Annotated in this window: 18 protein-coding genes; 8 read left to right on the forward strand and 10 right to left on the reverse strand. The window is 70.8% G+C overall.

Translation table 11 applies throughout. From position 1 onward, the window contains the following. Positions 1-72: 72 nt before the first annotated feature. Positions 73-1,029 (reverse strand): TIGR03621 family F420-dependent LLM class oxidoreductase, encoded by a 957-nt coding sequence (locus tag QQM67_RS28945; protein WP_314178069.1) that lies wholly within the window; start codon positions 1,027-1,029, stop codon positions 73-75. 151 nt (positions 1,030-1,180) lie between these two features. Here QQM67_RS28945 and QQM67_RS28950 point away from each other — a divergent pair, with 151 nt between their 5' ends. Next, positions 1,181-2,080 carry an alpha/beta hydrolase family protein gene (locus QQM67_RS28950; RefSeq protein WP_314178071.1) on the forward strand — a complete coding sequence of 300 codons (900 nt, stop codon included), beginning with the start codon at positions 1,181-1,183 and terminating at the stop codon, positions 2,078-2,080. Between the two features lie 86 nt (positions 2,081-2,166). On the opposite strand, the gene QQM67_RS28955 is transcribed toward QQM67_RS28950, so the two are convergent. After that, positions 2,167-2,793: a dihydrofolate reductase family protein gene (locus QQM67_RS28955; protein ID WP_314178073.1), complete on the reverse strand. Its 627-nt coding sequence runs from the start codon at positions 2,791-2,793 to the stop codon at positions 2,167-2,169. A 184-nt stretch (positions 2,794-2,977) separates the two neighbouring features. On the opposite strand from QQM67_RS28955, the gene QQM67_RS28960 reads away from it, so the two are divergent. Next, positions 2,978-6,175 carry a tetratricopeptide repeat protein gene (locus tag QQM67_RS28960; protein WP_314178075.1) on the forward strand — a complete coding sequence of 1,066 codons (3,198 nt, stop codon included), beginning with the start codon at positions 2,978-2,980 and terminating at the stop codon, positions 6,173-6,175. On the opposite strand, the gene QQM67_RS28965 is transcribed toward QQM67_RS28960, so the two are convergent. From QQM67_RS28965 to QQM67_RS28980, 4 genes are all read right to left on the reverse strand, one after another. Next, positions 6,136-6,420 (reverse strand): hypothetical protein, encoded by a 285-nt coding sequence (locus QQM67_RS28965; protein WP_314178077.1) that lies wholly within the window; start codon positions 6,418-6,420, stop codon positions 6,136-6,138. The genes QQM67_RS28960 and QQM67_RS28965 overlap by 40 nt on opposite strands. Before the next feature lie 189 nt (positions 6,421-6,609). Continuing rightward, positions 6,610-8,118, reverse strand: a complete 1,509-nt coding sequence (locus QQM67_RS28970) for a hypothetical protein (RefSeq protein ID WP_314178079.1) — start codon at positions 8,116-8,118, stop codon at positions 6,610-6,612. Between the two features lie 139 nt (positions 8,119-8,257). Further along, positions 8,258-8,608, reverse strand: coding sequence for a winged helix-turn-helix domain-containing protein (locus QQM67_RS28975; RefSeq protein ID WP_314178081.1), 351 nt, complete (start codon positions 8,606-8,608; stop codon positions 8,258-8,260). Further along, positions 8,595-9,122, reverse strand: a complete 528-nt coding sequence (locus QQM67_RS28980) for a hypothetical protein (RefSeq protein ID WP_314178083.1) — start codon at positions 9,120-9,122, stop codon at positions 8,595-8,597. Before QQM67_RS28980 ends, QQM67_RS28975 begins: the two co-directional genes overlap by 14 nt. 83 nt (positions 9,123-9,205) lie before the next feature. Between QQM67_RS28980 and QQM67_RS28985 the strand changes: the two genes are divergently transcribed. Next, positions 9,206-9,772 (forward strand): beta-ketoacyl-[acyl-carrier-protein] synthase family protein, encoded by a 567-nt coding sequence (locus QQM67_RS28985; RefSeq protein WP_314178085.1) that lies wholly within the window; start codon positions 9,206-9,208, stop codon positions 9,770-9,772. Between the two features lie 165 nt (positions 9,773-9,937). Here the strand turns inward: QQM67_RS28985 and QQM67_RS28990 are convergent, their stop codons facing one another. Then, on the reverse strand, positions 9,938-10,510 hold the full coding sequence (locus tag QQM67_RS28990) for a hypothetical protein (RefSeq protein WP_314178087.1): 573 nt from the start codon (positions 10,508-10,510) through the stop codon (positions 9,938-9,940). A gap of 172 nt (positions 10,511-10,682) precedes the next feature. On the opposite strand from QQM67_RS28990, the gene QQM67_RS28995 reads away from it, so the two are divergent. From QQM67_RS28995 to QQM67_RS29010, 4 genes are all read left to right on the forward strand, one after another. Then, positions 10,683-11,417, forward strand: a complete 735-nt coding sequence (locus tag QQM67_RS28995; RefSeq protein ID WP_314178089.1) for a phosphotransferase — start codon at positions 10,683-10,685, stop codon at positions 11,415-11,417. A gap of 529 nt (positions 11,418-11,946) precedes the next feature. Continuing rightward, positions 11,947-12,675, forward strand: a complete 729-nt coding sequence (locus QQM67_RS29000; protein ID WP_314178091.1) for a dihydrofolate reductase family protein — start codon at positions 11,947-11,949, stop codon at positions 12,673-12,675. 51 nt (positions 12,676-12,726) lie between these two features. Next, complete coding sequence (locus QQM67_RS29005) at positions 12,727-13,080, forward strand: YciI family protein (RefSeq protein ID WP_314178128.1); 354 nt, start codon at positions 12,727-12,729, stop codon at positions 13,078-13,080. Then, entirely contained in the window at positions 13,077-14,324 is a 1,248-nt protein-coding gene (locus QQM67_RS29010; protein ID WP_314178093.1) for an RNA polymerase sigma factor, read from the forward strand. The genes QQM67_RS29005 and QQM67_RS29010 overlap by 4 nt, the downstream gene beginning before the upstream one ends. 78 nt (positions 14,325-14,402) lie before the next feature. Here QQM67_RS29010 and QQM67_RS29015 read toward each other — a convergent pair whose 3' ends face one another. Then, positions 14,403-15,425: a D-alanyl-D-alanine carboxypeptidase family protein gene (locus tag QQM67_RS29015; RefSeq protein ID WP_314178095.1), complete on the reverse strand. Its 1,023-nt coding sequence runs from the start codon at positions 15,423-15,425 to the stop codon at positions 14,403-14,405. A gap of 709 nt (positions 15,426-16,134) precedes the next feature. On the opposite strand from QQM67_RS29015, the gene QQM67_RS29020 reads away from it, so the two are divergent. Beyond that, a complete protein-coding gene (locus QQM67_RS29020; protein ID WP_314178097.1) occupies positions 16,135-17,898 on the forward strand; it encodes a LamG domain-containing protein in 1,764 nt (587 codons plus the stop codon). A gap of 537 nt (positions 17,899-18,435) precedes the next feature. Here the strand turns inward: QQM67_RS29020 and QQM67_RS29025 are convergent. Both QQM67_RS29025 and QQM67_RS29030 read right to left on the reverse strand, forming a co-directional pair. Next, complete coding sequence (locus tag QQM67_RS29025; RefSeq protein WP_399067862.1) at positions 18,436-18,789, reverse strand: MerR family transcriptional regulator; 354 nt, start codon at positions 18,787-18,789, stop codon at positions 18,436-18,438. Between the two features lie 979 nt (positions 18,790-19,768). Further along, positions 19,769-21,799 carry a hypothetical protein gene (locus QQM67_RS29030; RefSeq protein ID WP_314178099.1) on the reverse strand — a complete coding sequence of 677 codons (2,031 nt, stop codon included), beginning with the start codon at positions 21,797-21,799 and terminating at the stop codon, positions 19,769-19,771. Between the last annotated feature and the right edge of the window lie 9 nt (positions 21,800-21,808).

Consider the following 21,808-nt stretch of genomic DNA (forward strand, 5'->3'; position numbering starts at 1 on the left):
GACGCGTAACTGGGAGGGCCGGGAAGCGCGCCCGGGTGCCGGGTCTCCGGCGGGCCTGGGCGCGCGCCCCGTTCAGTCGCGGGCGGCCAGCTCCCGTACCCGGGCGATGACCGGGGCGAACGCCTCCGCGTACGGGCCGTGCACCGTGTAGTGCGTGAAGCCGTAGCGCTCCCGGTTGCGCATCACCTGCCCGGCCATCTCGTCGACGGTGCCGATGAACAGGAACGGGCACTCCAGCAGTTCGTCGAGGCCCATGGCCGGGCCGAAGCGATCCAGCAGGCGCCGCGCCTCCTCCCGCCTGTCGTCCGTCGCCACGACCGTCTGCACGAGCGCGTGCCACTCGATCCGCCCGGCGCGCTCGCCCGCGCGCTCCCGCGCGTAGCGGACCCGGTCATCCGCCTCGGCAGCCGTGCCGAGGCGCAACGTCCCGGGCGGCTCGCCCTGGACCTGGCAGACACCGGCGATGCTGACGATGTCCGCGTACTCCGCGGCGACGTCCAGCACCCGGTCGCCCGTGCCGCCGACGATGAGCGGCGGACCGGCGCCGTCGAAGCCGCTCCGCTGGACGGGACGCAGCGGCGGCAGGCCGAACCTGGTGCGCATGCCGTGCTGCTGCTCATAGCCGTCGGAGGCGAAGAGGCGGCCCAACTCCCGTACCACGGTGCGGAGATGATCCGTACGCTCGCCGAACGGCCGCCAGGGGATGCCGGCCTCGTCGAACTCCCACTTCATATGCCCGGCGCCGAGGCCGAGTTCGAGACGGCCGCCCGTGAGGAGGTCGGCGGTCGCGACCTCCCGCGCCAGCAGCGCCGGGTTCCAGAACGCGGCGTTCAGCACGAGCGTGCCCACCCGCAGCCGCTCGGTGGCCTGCGCGGCGGCGACGAGCAGCGGAAAGGGAGCCGGGATGCCGAGGTGGTCTGCCGCGTACACCACGTCGTAGCCGTCCCGCTCGGCGCGGCGGCACTCGGCCGCGACCGCCTCGTACGACTCGAATCCGACAAGGCCGTGTGAGAACCGAAACTCCCGCATGCGCCGAAGCTACCCGCCTCCGGCCCCCGCCACGGCGGGTACGGCGCCCGCGGGCGCCCCGCTCTGCCGACAGCAGAGCGCTTGCGCGCGGCGCCGGGGTCCCCGCTCGCCGGGGTTGCCGGTGCGCCGAGCCGTTCGTACGGTCATGACCATGGCACGCGTTGCCGCTGGAGCGACCCGGCGCACGGCCGCCGGCCAGCTCGCCTCCGTCCTCACCGCCGCCGTCCTCCTGGTCACGACCGCGGCCTGCTCCGGCGAGCCGCCCGAGCAGGGCCCGGCCACGAGCGGGCCCGGCGCCAGCGCCGAGCGCGGCGTCCCCCGCTCGCAGCGGGGCCCGTACGAGGTCCGTACACAGACCGTCTCGCGCGACGACGCGGACGGCGCCTTCAGCAGCGGCACGGTCTACTACCCCGCCGACGGCGGCCGCGACTACGGCGTGATCGCCGCCTCGCCCGGGCTCGGCGCGGACGAGTCCATGGTCGCCCCCTACGGCGCCCTGCTCAGCTCGCACGGCTTCGTCGTGATCACGTTCAACACCAGGACCCGGGAGGACTCGCCCGCGCAGCGCGGCCGCCAGCTGCTGCGCGCCCTGGACTACGCCACCGGGCGCAGCGCCGCCAAGGACCGCGCCGACTCCCGGCGACTGGGCGTGCTGGGCCACTCGATGGGCGGCGGCGGGGCGCTGTTCGCCGCCGCGAGCAACCCGGACATCAAGGCCGCGGTGCCGCTGACCCCGTACGCGGGCCGGGGCGACTGGCGCCGTGTGAAGGCGTCCACGCTCGTCGTCGGCGGCAGCGCGGACGAGACCGCCCCGGTCGCCGACCACGCCGAGGTCTTCTACAAGGGCCTCACCGGAGCACGGGAGAAGGCGTATCTGGAGCTGAACGGCGATCACTTCGCCGCCACTCCGCCGGACGGGCTGGTCTCCCGCCAAGTCGTGGCCTGGTTCAGGTACTTCGTCGACGGCGACCGCAAGTCGGCGGGCACGCTCTGCCGGCTCCCGCGGACCGAGAGGATCACCGAGTCGCGCAGCACCTGCCCCTTCGGCTGACGCGGACCCGGACACGGCCCCGGAACACGGACACGGCCCCGGACACGGACCCGGAGACAGGCGCGCCGAGCGGGCCGCCGTCGCCCCTACCGCTCTTCCTGCGGCAGATGCGCCTTGGCGTCCTCGTACGTCGCGCCCGCGCCAGGCGCGCCCGGGGCCTCGTCCGGGCCGTAGACCAGGTTCAGCACCCCCGTACGGAACGTCTCCGACGAGATCAGCTGCAGCGGGACCGACGTGTCGGCGTCCTCGAACAGGCGCATCCCCTTGCGGACGGCGATGGGGTGCACCAGCAGGTGCAACTCGTCCAGCAGCCCCGCGGACAGCAGCCGGCGGACGACGGAGACCGAGCCGCTCATCGCGATCGTCCCGCCCGGCTCGTTCTTCAACGCGGTGACGCCCTCGATGAGATCACCCCGCAGCTGCTCCGAGTTGCGCCACGTGAAGTCCAGCTGCTGCCTCGATACGACGATCTTGCGTGCGTCTCCGAGCTTCTTGGCGAAGGCGGCGTCCTCACCGCCCGCGGCCTCGCGCCCGGGCCACGCCCCGGCGAACGAGTCATAGGTGGTGCGGCCGAGGAGGAGGGTGTCGGACGAGCCGACGGACGCATCGACGGCGGCGCCCATCTCGTCGTTGAAGTACGGGAAGTGCCACTGGTCGGGCGCCTCGACGACCCCGTCCAGGGAGATGAACAGATCGGCAGTGATCTTCCGCATGACGTCCTCCGGGACTGGTTGGTGAGTGCCTGCCAAGTCAGACGGACGGGAGCGCGGAAACTCATCGCACGCGCCTTTCGCCCGGAGGTCGGCACTTGTGCCCTCCGCAGTACGGCGCGCCCGCGCGCCATCGGGCAGCATGGTGGAGCGCGCACAGCATGCGGGCCATGACGGGGGGAGCGGGATGACGGGGCGAGGGCGGCTCTCGCGGCAGGAGCTGATCCGGCTGCAACGGCGCGACGGATTCGTAGGCCGCCGGGGCGAGTTGGCGACGTTCAGAGAGAACCTGGGGCGCTCACCCGAGGACGGCGCCGAGTTCCTCTTCCACGTGCACGGACCGGCAGGGGTGGGCAAGTCGACGCTGCTCGGGCAGATGGCCGAGTCCGCGCGCGAGCGGCAGATCGCCACCGCGAGCGTCGACGAGTCGGCTGTCAGCGTCGTCGAGGCGATGGAGGCCGTCAGCGGTCAACTGGCGCAGCAGGGCCTGGCGTTGAAGACGTTCGACAAGCAGCTGACCGTGTACCGGCAGCGCCGTCACGAGGCCGAGGCCGGCACGGGGGGCGCTCTCGCCGGCAGACCCGGAGCCCCGGGCGATCCGCAGGGGACCGCGACCGGCGCGGTCCCGGCTCTTTCCCCTTCCCCTTCCCCGTCTCCCTCCCTGTCGCCCTCCCCGCCGTCGCCGTCGCCGTCGAGCGTCATCGCCTCGCAGGTGGGCCTGGTGGGGCTGGGGATGGTGCCCGGGCTGGGTGCGTTCACGGGGGCGGTCGACCCGACCCAGCTGGCCGTCGGTGCGGACCGGCTGCGGGCGATGCTCAGCTCCAGGTTCCGCAACCAGGACGACGTCCAGCTCGTCCTGTCGCCCCTTCAGGTCCTCACGCCCGCCTTCCTGGCGGACCTGCACGAGGTGGCGCAGCGCTGCCCGTGGGTGGCGCTGTTCTTCGACACGTACGAGCGCACCGGCCCCATCCTCGACACGTGGCTGCGCGACATCCTCTTCAGCGAACGCTACGGCTCGCTGCCGGCGAACGTGCTCGTCGTACTGGCGGGCCAGACGCCCCTCGAACCCCGGTGCTGGGGCGACTACCTGGAGTTCGTGACCGATCTGCCGCTGGAGGTGTTCACCGAGGCCGAGGCGCGGCAGCTGCTGACGGGCAAGGGCGTCACCGGGGAACGGGTCGTCCAGATCATCCTCCAACTCTCCGGCAGGCTCCCGGTGCTGGTCTCGACCCTGGCGGAGAGCCGTCCCGCGGACGTCGACGAGGTCGGTGACCCCAGCGGCACCGCCGTCGAGCGCTTCCTGAAGTGGGAGAGCGATCCCGCGCGCCGCGCCGTCGCACTGTCCTGCGCCCTGCCGCAGGAGCTCGACGAGGACGTCTACCGCGCCGCGGCGGGCCACGAGGCGGCCGAGTCCTTCGACTGGCTGCGCACCCTGCCGTTCGTCAACAACCGCAGCGGCCACTGCCGTTACCACGACGTGGTACGTGCCGCGATGCTCCGTCTTCAGCGCACGCGGTCGCCCCGCCGATGGCAGGAGCAGCACGTACGCCTTGCCGACGCCTTCCGTACATGGCGCCGGCAGCTCCAGGACGGCGATCCGGCCCGCGCCGAGGAGAAGTGGTGGGACGACCAGAGGTGGCGCGAGTATCTGCTCCAGGAGACCTACCACCGGCTGTGCGCCGACCCGCGCCCGGCACTCCCGGCCGCGTTGCGGGAGCTGCTCGACGCCTACGACCACGGGCTCACCACCCTGCGCCGCTGGGTCCACATGCTCTCCCGGGCCGCGGACGACACCGCCGACCCCGCCCTGCTCGACTGGGCACGCCGGCTCCTGTCCTCGCTGAAGGAGGAGGCCGGCGCCGGCGTCGCCGTACTCACGCTTCTGCTCGCGCGCGGCGAACTCGACGTCGGCGGCAGGGTCTTCGCGCACACGCTCCGGGGCCGCGACCGCCGTACCGCCGACGCGTACGAGCAGGCTCTGGCCGACTACGACGCGGCCCTCGCGCTGGACCCGGACGCGGCGCGCGCCCGCTACGGACGCGGCGAGACCTACCGGCTGATGGGCCGCTACGACGATGCGCTCGCCGACCTCGACCGCGCCGTCGAACTCGGCCCGCACGAGGACTGGATCGTGGCCTCCCGCGGGTGCACGTACTTCCTCATGGACCGCAACGAGGAAGCGGTGGCCGATCTCGACCGCGCCATCGAACTCGACCCCGACGACGCCTGGAACATCACTCTCCGCGGGCTGGCACACCGTTCGTCGAATCGTCTCGCGGAGGCCATGGCGGACTTCGAGCGCGCCGTAGAGCTGGAGCCCGAGCTGGACTGGGCGATCGCCAACCGCGGCGACACCCACCGCCTCTCGGACCGTCCCGAGCAGGCCCTGCCCGACTTCGACCGGGCGATCCGGCTGGACCCGGACTACAGCTTCGCCATCGCCCACCGAGGGCTGACCTACCGCTCGCTCGGCCGCTTCGACGAGGCGCTGGCCGACTTCGACCGGGCCATCGAGCTCGACCCCGAGTACAGCTGGGCCATCGCCCACCGCGGCCTGAGCCACCGGCTGGCGGGCCGTTACGAGGAGGCGCTGGCGGACTTCGAGCGCGCTGTCGAGCTGGAGCCCGACCTGGACTGGGCCATCGCCAATCGCGGCAGGACCTACCGCTCGCTCGGCCGCTTCGACGAGGCGCTGGCCGACTTCGACCGGGCCGTCGAGCTGGACCCCGAGTACGGCTGGGCCATCGCCAACCGTGCCGAAGTCCACGCGTCGCTGGGCCAGTTGGACGCGGCCATGGCGGACTTCGACCGGGCCGTCGAGCTCGATCCCGAGTACAGCTGGGCCATCGCCCACCGCGCCGAGGTCCAGCGGCTGATGGGCCGTGACGAGGAGGCGCTGGCGGACTTCGACCGCGCTGTCGAGCTGGAGCCCGAGCTGGACTGGGCCATCGGCAGCCGGGGCCAGATCCACCAGCGCGCCGGCCGGCTTCCGGAGGCGCTTGCCGACTTCGACCGCGTCCTCGGACTCCACCCGGACGACGCCTGGGGTCTCACCCTCCGGGGAATCACCTACCGGCTGATGGGCCGCGACGAGGAGGCCTCCGCCGACCTCGACCGCGCCACGGAACTCATGACGCAGGAGGCAGCCGGGGAGGGGACGGAGGCGGACAGGGCGAAGGGCAACAGATTCATCGTGCACTGCGCGAGGTCCCAATGGGACCTGGCCGGCGACTCGTTGGAGGTCTTCCTGGGCAGCGGCCCCGATCGGGAGCTGCTGCGGGACGCGGTCATGGACCTGGACGAGCTGACGCATCTGTTCCCGTCCCTGAGGGAGCACGTACTGCCCTACCGCCGGCGCCTCGAGAACGCGCTCGGAGGCGAGTGAACGAGAGAAGGCGCGGTGGCGGTCGAGCGCGGGCAGCCCTGTGCCGAGGGATCGAGGCGCCACCGGTCCAGGGCGCAGGCCCGTTCGTCATAGGGCAGCCGGGACAGCTTGGTGACCAGCGCCCGCATAGCCCGCTCGTTCGCGAGATCTCCGGGCAGTACGAGGCCGAGCGACCCGGCGAGGGGACGGCGGCCGGGATTCACCAACGCCCGTACGGTGGCGGCCCATTCGTCGGTGGAGGTCACCGCCGACCGGTACCAGACCGGAATCAGCAGGGCGGTCCCTGCCTCGTCCAGACGCCGGCCCCTCGGGGGAGCGGAGTGCACTGCCCAACGGAGCGCTGTGCCCTGCCCGTTGGGAACGTCTACGGAGGGGAGTACGGGCGACGGAAGCGCCGGGCGGGTCCGGCTCGGCACCCGCCCGGCGCCGCGGCCTCAGCGCAGGAAGCCGCCGAAGCGCGCGCCGGCCGCGGGACCGCCGACGTCCAGGGGGCCGAACGCCGCCGCACCCTCCGTCGTCAGGCCCTTGTCCGTACCGCGCAGCGACCAGTCCGCTCCGGCCGAGGAGTTCTCCTTCGTCGAGGAGGCGTTGAGGTCGCGGTGGCCGTCTCCGTCGACGTCCTTCAGAGCGCAGGCCGCTCCGAACTCGTCGCCCGCCTCGGCGACTCCGGGCACGCCCGCCGTGTTCTGGTGCACGACCTGGCTGCCCTCGCCGGTCACGCCGGAGGAGCCGCCGTGCAGCAGGGCGACGGTGCCGGCGTTCTTCAGGCCGCCGAAGTCCTCGCCGCTGATGCCGAGCGCGACCTCCGCGCGTCCGTCGCCGGTGACGTCGGCGACCGAGACGCAGGAGCCGGTCCGGTCGCCGTCCTCCTGGGCGCCGGGGAACCCGGGCAGGCTCTGGTCGAACGACTGCACGTGGTCACCGGACGGACCCGACGGAGACCCGAAGACGACGGTGACCTTGTCGCCGGTCGTGCCGAGCACGACGTCGTCGTTTCCGTCGCCGTCCACGTCGCCCACGCCGCTGTCGTCCTCGTCGCCGACGGACCCGGCGTCGCCCAGCGTGGACGTCGTCGTGAATCCGGCCTTGCCGCCGAGCAGGACGTGGTTCCCCCACACGCCGTCGCCCTCGTACTGCCAGATCGCGATGTCCTTGCGCTTGTCTCCGTTGACGTCCCCGACCGCCTTGGCCGTCACGGGGCCGCTGATCGACGAGGGCCCGTCGACGCACGAGTCGTCCTCAGCGCAGCCCGGGCCGTCGTCGCCGTAGCCCCACCACTCCGACTTGTCCATGAAGTCGAGCCGTTCGGCGGGGGAGCCGTCGCGGGATACCGGCCCCTTGAACAGCGCGGCGGGCTGCGTCACGGGGTCGTCGCCCTCGACGTCGGCGTCGCCGAACAGCGCCAGGTCGTCCTTGCCGTCGCCGTCGAAGTCCCCTGCCTGCGGCGTGTGCCCGTACCCGTCGAGTGCGGTGCCGCCGGACGGCCCGGACGGCGAACCCCACAGGATCACGCCTCCGGAGGACGCGTCGGCGGAGCCGATCACGAGGTCGCCGTAGCCGTCGCCGTCCAGGTCGCCCGTGCTGAACGTCTTGCCGAACTGCTGCTTGGCGGCGGCCGATCCGGGCACGCCGCTCGTGGAACGGCTCACCAGCTTCTTACGGGACGGATCGATCCCGTCCGCCGAGCCGTACGTCACCGCCACGTAGCCCGCCTGCGCCTTGCCGGAGATCGTGCCGCCGGGGGCACCGGAGACAAGGTCGGCGTATCCGTCGCCGTTGAGGTCGTCCGCGGGTGCCGCCGACTCGGCGGGCGCCGCGTGCGCCTCCTCCGAGGTGAGCGACCACGCGGTCAGGCCGCCCGCCGCCAGCAGTGCCGCTGCGACCGGCACCACGGCACGGGCGGCCCGTCCTCTTCCAACGTCCCGGCGTCTCAGGGGTGTCATGCGGGTGTCCTCCAAACGTCTAGGCCATTCCCAACAGGAGACACACCTGCCACCGACTTGGTTGCACCCTTCATCTGACGGGGAGTTGAGCGCCGGGGGCCGCCCGGCGCCGTGGCGGCCGGTTCCCGCGGCGTCCCGGTCACCCCTCGCCGTCGTCCCGTTCTCCGTCGAGACCGGCGGTGCGGGCCTCGCTCGCCTGCCGCGACGTCTCGACGATCCCCTGGAGAGCGGCCACGTGCCCCTCCAGAGCGCTGCGGCCAGCCCGGCTCAAGTCGAGCCAGGTGCGCGGTCGTTTGCCGACGTAGCCCTTCTCGGCTTCGACGTATCCGTGCTTGCCCAACGTCGTGATCTGCTTGGACAACGCGGAGTCGGACAGCCCCACCTGGTCCCTGACCCAGCCGAACTCCGCATGCCGCGTGGAGGCCAGGAGGGAGACGATGGACAGCCGCGTCGGGTCGAGGAGGACCGGGTCCAGCTCAGCGTGAGCCATCGGTCCGCGGCAGGTCGGCGACGGGTGCGCGCTTGAACAGCTGCCCCCACCGGCGCTGGATGCTCGGCCCGAAGCCGATGAACGCACCTCCCACGAGCGCGCCCAGGACCGTGGACGTGTACGCCGGGACGTGCACCGACACATCTGCCCCGGTCAGGAGCGTCACGTAGGGGATCAGCGCGATCGCGAGGATCGACAGCATCCCGACCTTCCTCGCCGTCGGCGACAGCGCGTCCTTGTGGACGTACGTCGGCCGCCCGACCAACCGCGAACCCCGCCGCGACCTCCTGAACAGCGTGTACGCCGTGAGCGGCACGGTCCAGGCGAACGTGATCCACGAGGAGTGGGGGCGCAGGGCCTCGAAGTCGAAGGACGCCGCGGTGGCGAAGACCCCGAGGCCGCAGAACACGGACACCCACCTGCTGTCGACCATCGACTCCATGGCCTGATCCGTCCGCTGATCGACGTCCCGCAGGGAACGAGCTGCTTCTTCCGGTGTTGGCCGACTGGTCACGCCTGCCTTCTTTCATCGTCGAGAAGTACTTTCCTGATAGGAAAGTAGCAGCGGGTGTGGCGCGGCGGCAAGTACTTTCCTGAATGGAAAGTGATCGGCACGGATTCGTCCTCGGCGAGGGAGCAGGCGTGCTCGTCCTGGAGCGGACGGTCGACGCTCTGCGTCGCGGTGCGAGGTCCCGCGCGATCCTGGCGGGCTGCGGTTCCACCGACGACGCGCTCCACGCCACCGCCCCGTACCCCGAACACCTCGTCGCGGAGGTCGCGTTGCGGGCCGCGCTCGCCGAGGCCGGAGCCACCCCCGGGGACGTGGACCACGTCAACGCGCACGGCACCTCGACCCGCCTCAACGACGTCACCGAGGCGGCCATGGTCGCCCGCGTGTTCCCGCACGCCCCCACTGTGACCTCGGCCAAGGGAGCCCTCGGCCACTCCTTCGGCGCCAGCGCGGCGGTGGAGGCGGCACTCACGGTCCTGACCCTCCAGCACCAACTGGCCCCGCCCACCGCCAACCTGGAGGCCATCGCCCCGGACATCGAGCTGAACGTGGTCGCCGGGACGGCCCGCACGCAGCGGATCGACCTGGCGGTAAGCAACGCCTTCGGCTTCGGCGGCCACAACGCGGTCCTGGTCTTCCGGCGCTTGGCTTAGGCGCCGTGGCGACCGTCGCATCGGGCGGGACCGGCGGTCGTACTTCCCCCTGGCGCCCGCTTGAAGCCATGACTCCTTGCGACCGTGGGCACGGCGGCCTCTGAGGTCACCCCGGCAGTCGACCCGCTGCCCGGAGCATGGTCATCCCATGAGGTCGCCGTGGACTCAAGATCGATCAGGCAGTGGGGCGTCTGCTTCACCGTTGAGCGCGCGGCGAGCGGCATCGGCGAAGCTCTTCATAGTTGCGGTGAACTCAAGACCCATATCGGCGACGTGCCCCTTGGCATCGGCGTACTCGCTGGCCCCTTCACTGAAGCGCTGATGTGCCGCGATGGAGTGGCGGAGCGGTCTGATGCAGTGGTGAGCACACTTCATGAGCTCTTGGGCCGACGCGAGCACAGACGGCGGGCCCTCCAACCAGACCTGGACGCCCAGGTAATCCAGGTGATGGAGCTCTTGATGGAACTCCTCCATATCGAGAGTGTGCATCTCCCGATACCTGCCGAGCGCTACCTCAAGCACGCGGGCCTGCGCAAGGAAGTCCGCATACGCCTTGCTCCGCGGCTCACGCCGCTCTCGAACGTGCTCGATGCTCAACTGACGGTGCAGCTGCGCATCCTGAGCCGCCAACTGCCGCTGGGTGGTCTTGGCCGTCCAGAGGCCAGTGACAAAAGCCGCACCTCCCGTACCCAACGCACCAACAACCGCCCCCAAGATGGCTGCCACCCCTGCATCCATGGGTTGAGTCTCCCCGACACGCTTCGGGCGTCACATAGCTGCCGGCGGCACCGCGCACCCGCAACCAGGGCTTTATAGGAGCGAGTCAGGCGGACGGGACCTCGTGGGTGGCACGGCTGACCACTGCCAATTCGTGCGATCTGGGGTGGCCGGTGTGCGGCAAGGTAGTGGGATGGCCGAGTTCGGAATGCCCGGCGGTTTTATCAATCGTGTTGTCCGCGTGGGTGCAACGGTGCGGCGTCCCCTTCCGGCGCGGGCAGAGTTCGCCCATGATCTGCTCGGCTTGTTCGAGCAGCAGGGCTGGACAGGAGCACCGCGCTTCCGCGGTCTGGATGAGCAGGGGCGCGAGATCCTGGACTACATGGAGGGATACGTGGGTTGGGGTTCCGTACGGTGGTCGGCGGTGCGCTCCGACGCCTGCCTGACGGGAGTGGCCAGGCTCGTCCGTGAGTTTCACGACCTGACGGCCGGCAGCGCGCTGGCCGGGGCGCATGAGGTCGTGTGTCACAACGACCTGTCGCCCAAGAACACCGTCTATGCCCCTGTGGAGGCGCGCCTGCGGCCTGTGGCGCTCATCGACTGGGACCTGGCCGCCCCCGGTGAGCGTATCCACGACGTCGCTCACCTCTGCTGGCAGTACTTGGCCTTGGGCTCAGGCGTGACGGATGTGAAGGCCACCGCGCTCAAGATGCGCACGATCTGCGACGCCTACGGCCTCTCCACGCGAGCCACGCTTGTGGACACGATCTTGTGGTGGCAGGACCGGTGCTGGAGAGGCATCGAGGCCGCCGCTTCTGAGGGTGACCCGGCAATGGTGGACTTGCGGGACAAGGGTGCAGCGGAGTCCGTACGAGCTGCGCATCGATGGGTGGCCGCGCACCGAGGCGAGTTGCAAGCGGCCCTGTGACGGAGCGCCGGGGTGACGGGCATCGAATCCGCGCCTTGAGCTTGGGGAAGCCCGTCCATGGACCTCGGTGACCTCCCAGGAGCGGTGTTACGGCTCGGGTGCAGGCTCCCGGGTGGGTTGGTTACGCGGCGGTGGCGCCTCGGTGATCACCACCGGCTGTTGGGGCCCGTGGCCCGGCCCCCGGTGCAGGCCGCGCCGCAGGTGCAGCGCCTTGGGCTCCTGGTCAGGCCGCGTCAGCCGCGGCCCGCCCGGTCGAGCTCGGGGTGGAACCACGAGATACTTCATCGCGGGCAACTCGTCGTCCACGCCGTCTACGTTGTCCACGCCGTCTACGTCGTCTACGCGAACGCGCTGGGCCGTGCCTTCCCCGCCGGCTGGGCCGCCCTCGGCCGGTCGTGGACCCTCTCCACCATCCGAGGCGGGACTTCTTCCCGGATTTCCCGTCGGCTCGTGTCGAGAACGGGCGGTCGGCTCCGACTGATGGGCACGGGCGGCCAAGGAGGCCGCCAACACGAGAGGAGCGCGAACGATGACCAAGGTGACCGCCCAGATGTCGGTGTCCCTCGACGGCTTCTACACCGGACCCCGGGACACGCGGGGCTCCCAGGACATGAGCGGCTGGATGCAGGGCCCCGAAGCGCCCGGTTTCTTCCGGGTCACCCGCTGGGCCGTCGACGCCATGGCCTGGCGCGAGCGGCAGGGCTTCGCCGGCGGCGAGCAGTCAGTCGACTCGGAGATCATCGAGGAGACGTTCACGGCGGCCGGTGCCTACGTCATGGGCCGGCGCATGTTCGACGCCGGCGAGGTCCCCTGGGGCGAGGAGCCGCCGTTCCACGCCCCGGTGTTCGTCGTCACCCACCGTCCCCGGGACGTGCTCGAACGCGAGGGTGGCACCTCCTTCACCTTTGTCACCGAAGGAGTCGGGCGGGCCGTCGAGCTGGCCCGGGAAGCCGCCGGTAGCAAGGACGTCGCAGTGGCCGGCGGCGGCGTGCTCCTGCGCCAGGTGCTGACCGCCGGGCTCCTCGACCAGATCGAGTTGCACATCGCCCCGGTGCTGCTGGGCGACGGCCAGCGCCTGTTCGACCCCAGCCTCGGCCTCGGAGCCGACGACGGCATCGAGCTGGTCCCGGCCCGGGTCGTCGAGGCGCCCGAGGTCACCCATATTCGCTACACCGTGACCGGGCGATCGAAGCTGGTGCTGGACGACCGCGGCGCCAGCGGCGACCTGGTCGGACCGGCCGCCCAGCCGGAGCAGTGAGACCGGAGCAGTGAGACCCGAGCAGTGAGAGAGGAGCGAGCTGTGAAGTACATGCTGCTGATCTACGGCAACGAGCAAGCCTTCAACTCGGTGGGCGAGGAGAGCCTCGCCGAGATCATCCGCGAGACCGACGCCCTCAACCAGGAGTTGTTCGAGTCGGGCGAGCTCGTCGGCGCCTATGGCGTGGCCGACCAGGTGAACACCAAGATGGTCCGCGTCAGCGGCGGAACGCCGGTGGTGACCGACGGCCCCTACGCCGAGGCCAAGGAGTACCTGGGCAGCTTTACGATCCTCGACTGCGACAGCGAGGAACGGGCCCTGGAGATCGCCGCTCGCAACCCGGCGGCGCGCCACTGGGGTGTCGAGGTCCGGCCACTCATGCACGAGGCCGACGTCGAGCCGTGACCGACTGGCGGGACGTCCGGCGACTGGTCCCGGAAGTGCTCGGTGCGCTCGTGCGCCGCTACGGCCAATTCGACGCCTGCGAGGACGCCGTCCAGGAGGCGCTCGTGGCGGCCACGGGCCAGTGGCCGGTGGAGGGGTGGCCGGAGAATCCCCGCGCGTGGTTGGTGACGGTGGCGTCGCGCCGCCTCGCCGACCAGCTGCGCAGCGACGCCGCCCGCCGCCGGCGGGAGGAGGCCGATGCGGTCCGTACTCCGCCTCCGCCCGCCGGTGGCGAGTTGTACCCGGACGAAGCCCCTGGCGTCATCGGCGACGACACCATCGGCGACGACACCCTCACCCTGCTTTTCCTGTGCTGTCACCCGTCGCTGACGCCGCCGTCGCAGGTCGCGCTGACTCTGCGGGCTGTCGGCGGCCTGTCGACCGCCGAGATCGCCCGGGCCTTCCTCGTGCCCGAGGCGACCATGGCGCAGCGCATCAGCCGGGCGAAGCAACGCATCAAGGCGGCCGGGGCAAGCTTCGGCCTGCCGCCGCCGGCTGAGCAGGCGGAGCGGCTCGGCGTCGTGCTCCATGTGGTCTACCTCGTCTTCAACGAGGGCTACACGGCCACATCTGGGGCGCAGTTGGTACGGGCCGAGCTCACGGCCGAGGCCATCCGTCTTGCCCGCGAGCTCCATCGGCTGGTCCCCGGCGACGGCGAGGTGGCCGGGCTCCTGGGCCTTCTGCTGCTGACCGACGCCCGCCGCCAGGCCCGCACCGCCCCGGACGGGTCACTGGTGCCGCTGAGCGAGCAGGACCGGACGCTCTGGAACGCCGAAGCCATCGCCGAGGGCGTGGCCCTCGTGACGGACACCCTGTCGAAGGGCCCGATCGGCCCGTACCAGCTCCAGGCCGCCATCGCCGCCGTCCACGACGAGGCACCCACCGCCGAAGCCACCGACTGGCCGCAGATTCTGGCCCTCTACACGGTTCTGGAGCGCGTGGCACCCAACCCGACGGTGACGCTCAACCGGGCCGTGGCGGTGGCCAAGGTACGAGGACCCGCGGCCGGGCTGGCCCTGCTCGACGCCCTCTCAGCTGACGAGCGCATCTCCGGCTCCCACCACCTCGTATCCGTACGGGCGCACCTGCTGGAGATGGCCGGCGAGCACGACGCGGCCCGCGCCGGCTACCAGGAGGCGGCCCGACGCACCACCAGCGAACCCGAGAAGCGCCACCTCCTGACCCGCGCCGCGCGGCTGGGGTGACGGTCCGTTGAAGCGCGAGGCAGGTCCTTCTGCGGGCGTCACATGAATACCCGTACGTGAGGTCGCGGCCCGAAGCAGTCACCGGTCCGGTCGCTGGAGCGTGCGGCGGCGAGTATCGGCCTTGCTCTCCTTGGATGCCCGAGCCTCTTCGTCAGCGGAGCGGCCGTCCGGGCAGGTACGGGTGATCGTGCTCGGGATGCCGTCCATCAGCCGGCGGCTGTTGGCGAGGGCAGTGCGGAGTCCCTCCTCAGAGGATGTGGCCGCCGCCTGCCGGAGAACCACCCCCAGGACCAGGCGCCGCTCTCCGGCGAACTCCCGTTCCGCCGCCCACATCAGGGCGCCGCCCGCCACCGTGCTGGACCCCGTCTTGCCGCCGATGACGCCGGACTCGCCCAGCAAGGAGTTGGTGTTGACGACCCGGTGGGGAACGCCGCTGACGCGTGCGCTCGGCATGCCCACGATCGACCGGAACACGCTGTCCCGCATGGCCGCCTGGGCCAGCTTCAGTTGATCCGCCGCAGTGCTCACCGTCGTGGGCTCGAAACCGCTCGCGCCCGTGTACGTCGTGCCGTTCATGCCGAGATCGCGGGCGGCCTCGTTCATCTTCGCGACGAAGGCACGCTCGCTGCCCGCGTCCCAACGGGCCAGCATGCGGGCGATGTTGTTGCCCGACGGGATCAACATCAGTTGCAGCAGCTCCCGTTCGCCGAACCGCTGCCCCCGCCGCACCGGCACGCTCGACTCGTCCCGGGACAGCGCCTCCTCCTCGGCCCGCGCGTCGACGGTGATGCCCGGGCCCGGATCGTCGCCGGTGAGCGGGTGGTTCCGCAGGATCACGTACGCCGTCATCACCTTGGTGACGCTCGCGATCGGTACGGGTGTCCGGCCTCCGTGCAGACCCAGGTTGCCGATCCCCTCGATCGCCATCGTCGCCTGACCTTCGTCCGGCCACGGCAGTTTCGTGGTCGCCAGGCAGCCGCGGGGGCGGGGAGCGCCGGAGGCGCTGGTGGGGTGCTGGGCGCACAGCCCGATCACGGCGGCGGCCAGCGCCAGGGAGACGATCCGGAGTCCACGGACGCGCAGTTGGTGGGCAGGGCGCATGACGGAGCACCTCCAGAGAGCGGACGGCAGGGGTGCGCACGTCGGTCACTCTGGGAGGCGCAGGTATCCGGCTGGCCGTGCCCGGGAACCGGCCACCGCTCGATTGCGTATGCGGTCTGTATCAGCCCGGCAGCCGTAGCGTGGCGACGGCCCGCCGACCGGCCGCCGACCGGCACGTCGGCCGACTCCGGCCGTACGGAACGGTTGCGGCGCTCGCGCCGGGGCAAGCCGGAGACGCATCCGGCTCCCAACAGGTCACGGCCCGCCCGCGCGTTCCCGCCGCGCGTTCCCCGTCGCGCGTTCCCCGGCCGGTCGGGCGCCTCGCATGACGCCGGCACCGTCCTGTGCTGCATCGTCGACGACGGTGTTTGCCTGGGCCTACCAGGAGTTGAGGCCGCTGTGCTGTCATTGCATCTCACTGGAGCGCATCACTGGTGCCACACGGCGTCCACGCCGGAAGCGGCCCCGTCGGAAAGGGAGGACCGGTCACCGCACCGCCGGGCCGACCCGACGCGGCTGGCCCCACACATCCACAGATCGCGGGAATGACGATTTGTCCGAACGATGGCAAGACACCGGCTCCGAACCGGCCGACGGCGATGGACCACTCTCCGACCTGAGCGACACCGCCCTGGTCAACAGAGCGGCGCGGGAACCCGAATCGGCCGGGCCTGCGGTGGAGGAGCTGAGAGCACGCCATCTCCGGGCGGTGACCGCCTACGCATCGCTGTGTGTCTCTGCCGCGCGCGGCGCCGGGACCCTGGCGGCCGAGGCGATCCGCTGGGCCGTGCTGGACACGGATCACGCCACATCGGACGAGGCGTGGCGGCCGAGGCTGCTGGCCGCGGTGCCGGAGGTGGCCAGGCGGGAGTGGACGCACTCTGATCGCCGCGAGGAACTGAGCGCGGACTTCCGGGACTGGCTGGAGAGCGGCCCGGATGACGTACCCGCAGGCGCGCGGTCCGGCAGCGCGCGCGAGGACGTCAGCCCACGTCCGTCCGTGCTGCTCAGCACCTTTCGCGGTCTGCCGGTCCACCTCCAGACCGTGCTGTGGCACGACGTGGTCGAGTGCGAGGAGCCCGCCGCCGTCGGCCGTCTTCTGGGCGCATCGCCCGACGCCGTCCGCGGCTGGCGCGGAAGCGCCCGCGCCAAGTTCCGGGACGACTACCTCCGGACGTACGCGGACGAGGGCGACAGCGCGTGCCGTCCTTTCGTCCGGCTGGTCGAGGCGGCCTCGGAGACGCGGGGCACATCCACCGACGGCGACGTGGACGACCATCTCGCCGGCTGCGCCTACTGCCGACGGGCGTTCGACGACCTGTCCCGCATGGACGACGACTGCGGCACCCTGCTCGCGGAAGGCGTGCTGGCGTGGGGCGGGGCGCGCTACGTCGCGGAGCGACCGGCACTCGCGGCGACGTCCGGTGGCGCGCGCGAGCGTGGGCATGAGGGCTGGGAGCCCGGCGCCACGGCGCTCGGCGCGAAGCGGACCGGGCAGGAGCGGACGGACGGACCGACGTACGGCCAAGATGTGCCCGCCTCGGCGTCCCACACCCCCGCCCCCGACGACCGCGGCGGCAGCCAGAGACGGCACACCACACAGGTGGCGCTCACCTCGGCCGCCGTCGGCCTGGTGATCATCGGCGCCGCGGTGCTCTTCGCCACACACGACAGCGGGGCGGACAGCCGTGAGGTGGCCCGGCCGCAGGACCCTCCGACGGCGTCCGTGACGACCCCCTCCCGTACCCCGTCCGCCTCCCCCTCCTCCGAACATCCCAGGCCGTCGAAGCCGCCGAAGAAGAAGCCCCCGTCCCCGTCGAAACCCGCGAAGCCGCCTGTGAGCGGCTCCGTCCTCCAGTGGGACTTCGACGAGGATTCCGGCGCGACCGTTCGCGACACTTCCGGACGCGGCAACAACGGCACGCTGACGGGAAGCGGCGCCCGGAGCCGGAGCCACGGCGGGTCGCTCTCCCTGAACGGGTCCCAGTACGTCGAAGGGCCCCCGGGAATGATCGACACCACGGGGAGCTACACCGTCTCCGCCTGGCTCAACCTCGCCTCCAAGCAGGACTTCTCCACCGCGATCAGCCAGGACGGCCAGGAGATCAGCGGCTTCTTCCTCCAGTACGACAACTCCATCGACCGCTGGCGGCTGGCGATCGACGACCGCGACTCCTCCGAATCGGAGGAGGACGAAGCGGTATCGGCCGCCAGTCCCGTGCTCGGCACGTGGCAGCACGTCGTAGGGGTCTACGACGCGCCCGCCGAGGAGATCCGGCTGTACGTGGACGGACAGCTCCAGGACACCACCCGGCACGCCCCGGTGTTCTCGGCTCAGGGCAAGTTCGCGGTGGGGCGGTCCAAATGGGAGGGCGAGGTCGCCGACCGCTTCCGCGGCGGTATCGACGCGGTCAGCGTGTTCCCCCGCGCGCTCTCCTCGTCCGAGATCGCCACCCTGGCCCGTACGGCATGACCCTGGCGAACCGATCGAACGCGATCACGTGGATCACCAGCCGATGACCGCACCCCGCTCCGGCATCCGCTTGGTTACTCACAACTGGCACCCAGGAACGCCTCGGAGGCCTGATCAACAGTGCGGGTCAGGCCTCCGAACTGGCAGATGGCCGTTGTTTCTTCCGGCTTGCTCAAGGTTGAGAGAGTCGTCGGCGGTCCCGTCGCGTCGGGTCATTCGTCCCGCTCCTCACACAGGCGGCGCGCCTCGACGTAGCTGCCGCGGCCGTGCATGACGGTCTAGCCGTCACCGGAACCGTCGCAGGTCGTGCGCCGGAGGGGCATCGAGTCTGCTGTCATGCGGAAGCATCTCCACGTGCTTCCGCTTTCCTGCGGCATGGCCCAACGCGCACAGGCGAGTGCTGACTGTGCGCCGCCGAAGCCGGCGTGGCCTGCGGCGATTCAGCCGTTCGTGCTGACGATACGAGCCTCGTCCTCTGGTTTCCGGGACGGGCGATCCCCTGATGACCCGCTAGGCGACCGGATCGGTCTGCCCGTGTCAGGCGTCGGCTTTCGATTCCGGGGAGGCCTCCGGGGTGCGCGAGCGCAGCTGTTCGTTGATGCGCTTGGCTTCCTCGAGCTGGTCTTCAAGGATGATGATGCGGCAGGCGGCCTCAACGGAGGTCCCCTGGTCGACCAGCTCGCGCGCCCGGGCGGCGAGCCTCAGTTGGTAGCGGGAGTAGCGGCGGTGCCCACCGTCCGAGCGGAGCGGGACGATCAGGTTTGCGTCGCCGATGGCTCGCAGGAAGGCGGGCGTTGTGCCGAGCATTTCGGCGGCCCGCCCCATGGTGTAGGCGGGGTAATCGTCGTCGTCGAGGTTGCTCGACGGGGTGGAAAGATTGTCTGCGGCCACTGGCACCTCTCGGGAGACGCGTCGAGGGGCCCTGGCGCCGTGCGGCACCAGGGCCCCGAGGGGATCAACACCATCTACCGGCTATTTGCGCCGGCTTCCGTTTGCCGCACCACCGTCCGGAGGGACGGGTGCGGGGATCGCAGCTGCGTGACCGAGGACCACCTTCCAATCCGGGGTCTGCGGTACCCGGGCGGACTTCCTTCCCGGGCGATCCTGATGGCGTGTTTCTCCTCCTTTTCTACTGATCTGTCGTGCACTGCTCGATCTTGCGGAACTGCGTGCGACTCCTGGAGTCGCTTGGCCCGGCAGCCAGTGGTGGAGCCTTCACCATGCAGCCACACCACACGACCGCCGGTCCACTACTTACTTGACCTGCATACGAGGCAGTTCGTCATCTGCCTCGCCCTTCTGATCTCTGCGAGTACGAGAAAGAACCTACCCCCAACACGTCTCGATGTCTACTCTCGCCACTACAGATTTTCTCCAGTCTGAGTACCCATGGTTCTGGTCTCTGCGGATGGCGGAAGTCTGCACCGGTCGCTGCCGTCACCGGCCGGGGCGGTCCTGGCAAGGGCCGGCGACCCGCCGCGGCTCGGGTGCCTCACTGGGCCGCTGCCTGCTCAGAACAACCGGACGCACGAGAAGCTCGCCGCCCGGCATCGCGCCCTCACGGAGCCTGAAAACCGCACGACCAAACCGCAATTGGTTCAGTGAGCGCCCGAGCCTGCGGAGACGCCACCTCTGGCCTGCACGATCCAGCCCGGGCACGAACTCGCCACTTCACAGGCGCAGTCGAACAGGATGTACTCCAGCAACCGTGGACAAGCCCCTCGTGGTACCGGAGTCGGTGACCAACGCGTGTGAGGGCACCGTGCGTCGTGAGCCGCAAGGCGGAAAGACCATCGAGGTCTTCATCGGGTGAAGAACGAAGAAGGCCGACCGAACCACGGCAGAGTCGCGGCCTGCCTTCCTGGGAGGCTCACAGGCTGCTGGGCTTTTCGAGAGCTTGCAGCGTCCCGGCGGGTAGCCGGTCGTTGCCCCAGCTGCGCTCGATGTAGCCGATGATCCGGGCGATGTCTTCGGCGGGCACACGCTCCGGTTCGCCGCGCTCGAGCGGGTCGGCGTGGAAGATGTAGAGCCGCGAGGCGAACTGGTCGAACGGCAGTGAGGCCTCGCCGAACCGCTCGCCGTTGCCCGCGGTGGAGACGACGACGCTGTCGCCCCAGTCCTGGCCGCTGTCGTTGTTCGGGTTGAAGAAATACACCCGCATAACGTCCTGTGGGTCCGGTGCGACCCGCAGGATCGTGATCGCGTGCCAGCCGACGTAGCGGGCCGCGCTGTCGGTGACGGCGACGCCGGCCGGCTGCGGATGGATCAGTGGCTGCTCGCCGTTGTAGGTCGGGTGGTAGCTGGCGTGGAACTGCCGCAGGAACTCGTCGGGGTCGACCAGGTTTCCGGTCGCGACGTCGACGTTGATGTGGAACCCACGGCCCGCCCACCAGCCGTGAAACTCGGGGTTGACCCACCGGTGCGGGTCCCCGGGCCGCGCGGCGCAGCGCCGCCCCATCTCGGCGTAGATCCGGTCCAAGTGAGGGACCACGAGCAGCGACACGGGGTCCAGGTCCATCGGCAGCGTGCTCGCGACTCCGGTCGCGCTGTCCTTGGACGAGATCGGCTGCCCCTCGAAGTGCATGAGGATCTCGTCGTCGCGGGCCGCCCAGACCACCATTTGCAGCAGGTAGTCCGGGTCGTTGTAGGACCACATCGACAGTGCGCGGGCGGACTGGCAGGTGGGGTTGTCGCCCTGACCGACGCCGAGCGGCTGGCCCAGCATCGAGAGCACCCCCGCGACCAGTCGCGCCTCGGGCCCCGGCACCTCGCCGAAAACCGTCGTCAGCCGCTCCCGCGCGACCGGGGAGAGTTCAAGCGCCAACTGACGCCACAGCGCGGGCACCACCGGCGGCTCGTAAAGGATGCCGCGGTCGAGCAGCAGCGCCAGCCCGTAGATGCACTGCGCGGTCTGCGGGTGCACGGCCACCTCGATGAGCCGGTGCACCAGTTGGCTGTAGCGCAGCAGGCAGTTCCGGCCGGTGTCGGACAGCCCGAGCGCCTCACCGATGAGGTAGTCGCTCTCGCGCAGGAGGAACCGGAGCAGTTCCGCGTGGTACGGCGACACCAGGCCGGTGTCGTGCATCGCCCGCGCGAACCCCGTCGCCTCGTACTGCAGGCCGCCGTCGTCCATCACCTCTAGCCGCGAGCGGAAGACGTCGATGCCCGGATCCTCCCGGCACGCCTCGGTGGTTCCGAACAGGCTCGTGATGAGCCGGTCGATGCCCTGGCCTGACGATGCGCCAAGAGCGACGTCCGGGTCGTCGCGGTAGATCGCGATCCGGGTGATCAGGGAGTGCACCGCCTCGACCTGGATCGGACGCTGGCGCAGGATCCGCCAGATCTCGTCGACCAGGTTGTCCAGGACGGTGTCGTAACCGATCTCCTCGGCGAGGTGGCGGAACACGTCCCGGATGAGCTGTGCGGTCCGGCCCTGCTGGGTTCGCTCAGCTTCGCTGGGCGGGTTGACCAGCAGCTCCAGGTTCGTTGCCAGTACCTGGGACAGGAACTGGCGGGCGTCCTCGGCGGGCAATGTCGGGTGCGCGAAGTCGCCGCGGGCGACGGCGAGCAGCCGCAACTCGCTGGTCGCCTCCATAACGACAGTGTCCGGGTTTCCGCTGTGCAGGCCCGGGCCGACCAGCGACGGGACAAGGATCTCCGGTGACGCCCAGTCCGTCCCCTGGAACAGCCCGGCTTCCTCAAGGGCCTGCGCCCTCGCCTGGACCGCCGCGGCGCCGCCCGGCTGCATGAGTACCCGCCGCAGTGCTTCCAGGACTCGCCGCAGTTTCGTGTGCTTGCCGAAGTCCCGGGTTTCGGCCATGGCCTGGATGGCGTCGTCGAGTGAGGTCACGCGCTTGTCCAGCGTCGTGGCCTCACCGGTGACGTCGACGGTCGGTTTCAAAGGTTTCCC

This window comes from Streptomyces winkii, from assembly GCF_032248595.1.
GTDB lineage: Bacteria > Actinomycetota > Actinomycetes > Streptomycetales > Streptomycetaceae > Streptomyces > Streptomyces winkii.